The 2,175-nt window shown below is 38.7% G+C and carries 3 protein-coding genes; all 3 read left to right on the forward strand.

Going from position 1 to position 2,175, the window contains the following annotated elements:
• The first annotated feature begins 205 nt into the window (after positions 1–205).
• Genes ACFPOH_RS11180 through ACFPOH_RS11190 form a run of 3 tightly spaced genes read left to right on the forward strand, consistent with a single transcriptional unit; the run spans position 206 to position 2,147 of the window.
• On the forward strand, positions 206–907 hold the full coding sequence (locus ACFPOH_RS11180) for a hypothetical protein (protein WP_342470049.1): 702 nt from the start codon (positions 206–208) through the stop codon (positions 905–907).
• The gene (locus tag ACFPOH_RS11185) at positions 904–1,686 is read left to right on the forward strand and encodes a hypothetical protein (RefSeq protein ID WP_342470048.1); all 783 of its coding nucleotides are present in this window, start codon (positions 904–906) and stop codon (positions 1,684–1,686) included. Before ACFPOH_RS11180 ends, ACFPOH_RS11185 begins: the two co-directional genes overlap by 4 nt.
• Positions 1,662–2,147, forward strand: a complete 486-nt coding sequence (locus tag ACFPOH_RS11190) for a DUF1801 domain-containing protein (RefSeq protein ID WP_390309675.1) — start codon at positions 1,662–1,664, stop codon at positions 2,145–2,147. The genes ACFPOH_RS11185 and ACFPOH_RS11190 overlap by 25 nt, the downstream gene beginning before the upstream one ends.
• Positions 2,148–2,175 lie beyond the last annotated feature (28 nt).

Raw genomic sequence — 2,175 nt, forward strand, 5'->3', positions numbered from 1 at the left:
AGGGTTGGAAAGTCTTGAAGCTCGTTATGAAAACTTGCGTCAATTATCTTAATTGAACCGCCGTATACGGAACCGTACGTACGGTGGTGTGAGAGGACGGGAGTTAATCGCTCCCTCCTACTCGATTATTTACCATTTCTTCCGGACGGCAAAAGGGAATCTCCCTTTTTATGTAGAATATGGAAAGATGAAGGAGTGATTCTATTTGTGGTTTGATAATATCGTGGACTTGATTTTTTATCTGGTTGCATTGGGGATCATCGCCTTTCTTGCGATTAGGATTTATAGAAAACAGGAAGTAAAATTGAGCAAATGGAAAGTGATTGTAGTCATCATTGTCGGGGTATTTTCTTTTTCGATTCATTTTCCAATGTTCGAAAAGACGGTTGAATTGGCCATTTTACCGCTGGGTGTATGGATTTTGTATTTCCTCTTAAGGAATAAGGGAAACAGTTGGAAAAATTATCGTCCATATGCACTTTTAGGCTTTGCCGGCAATTATATTTTCCTTGCCGCTTTTTTCATATCCATCTTCATCTATCATCTGATTTACGATGAAAATGAGTTGTCCCACTATATAAGCGACATTTCTGAAGCGGAAATCATACCAGTCCATCCCGATGGAGAAGGAAATCCGCAGTTAAGCGGGGATTTTATGGAAATCATATCGAAAATGAAACAGAAGGAATTCTTTTCTGTCGTTTCTTATGACGACATGGTGGATGATTTCCAAAAGGAGAATGAACGCTTTCCATATTTATTGGCCAATAGCAAGCCAAGATGGGGAAGCGGTGCGGATGCCGTCATTTATATCGAAAAGGATGGGAAAGGCATTTTGGTGAATACGGAAAAGAGAAGCGTTTATTTCCGTTCCAATGAAAAAGTGTTGAAGGAGAAAGATTTATGAGAAATAAGAAAATAATCCTGGGGGTTGTTGCTGTAATTTTGGTGGTGTTGGCAAACATCATTTATTTGGCGGCCAATCTTTTTCCGGATGAATTTTTATCGGAAGGGGAAGCGATAAAAAAATTGAATCAAGCAGAAAATGCAATCGAAGTAAAAACGGTTCAGGATGTTGTTTTTTTGGATAAAAAGCATGTATTTATGCCTTTTATTTCAGCAGACAATGAATATGGCTTCAGCCTTTGGGAGTGGAAAAATGGAAAATGGCGCCTTTCTGAAAAAACGGTCAATAGCAGTATAAACATCGTCAAACTGGATGAAAACGACCCTTCGACTTATTATTTTGTTTGGAACTTCCCGGAAGATGAACAAATCAAAAAAATAAATATCTACTTGATAAGGAATCGGTCTTACCGGGGGAATGACGAGGATTTTTATTATGAACCCCGTTTGCAGATGGGGGCATCTTTTGACCGGGAAAAGTCTTATGGTGTAGTGCCCTTGAGTGGAGGAATGCTGAAGGTGTATAAAGAAATGAGCGGCATTTCGAAAGAAAACGGGGATATGTTCAGCAATATATTTTCAACAAACAATGAGTTGTATTTTTCATGGAACATGATTGATCAAAAGGGTGAAGTTGCCTGGATTGAACAAAGAAACAGCTCTTACGGCGGTGATGCAAAAGTGATGAGTGAATCCATCTTTTTTGAAGATCAAAAGGATATCGAATTTTTGGAATGGAAAGAGGATGAAGGCAAATGGCAAAATACGAACAAAAAATGAGAGAAACGGACATGGACGTCAATGAATTCATCGAAGCCGTCGAAAGTCCAAAAAAACGTGAAGCTGCCCATAAGCTATTAAAGATTTTTGAAGACACGACAGGATATAAAGGGAAGATGTGGGGGCCGAGCATAATCGGATTCGGTTCTTACCATTACAAGTATGCAAGCGGACATGAAGGCGATGCGCCATTAGTAGGATTTTCTCCCAGAAAGTCAAAAATCAGTTTATATTTCACGCTGGATGAACAGGAAAGGGAGAAGTTGCTTGAAAATTTTGGGAAACATACAAAAGGGAAAGCATGTGTTTATATTAATAAATTGGAGGATATAGATATAGGGGTACTAAAGAAACTTATACTTCTGGATCTACGTCAAGTTTTTGGACACAAAAAGATTAAGTTTTTTTGCACAACAACCATTCATGGATTGTTCCACATCCCAAGTAGATTGTCAAAGTGAAAAGAGCCTTTGACAATCTACTTGGGAC

The sequence above is a fragment of the Ureibacillus suwonensis genome (assembly GCF_042655065.1).
Lineage (GTDB): Bacteria > Bacillota > Bacilli > Bacillales_A > Planococcaceae > Ureibacillus > Ureibacillus suwonensis.

Excerpts from the sequence above, each read along its gene's own strand:
- ACFPOH_RS11190 (WP_390309675.1), top strand. The coding sequence starts at position 1,662 with ATGGCAAAATACGAACAAAAAATGAGAGAAACGGACATGGACGTCAAT.
- ACFPOH_RS11185 (WP_342470048.1), top strand. The coding sequence starts at position 904 with ATGAGAAATAAGAAAATAATCCTGGGGGTTGTTGCTGTAATTTTGGTG.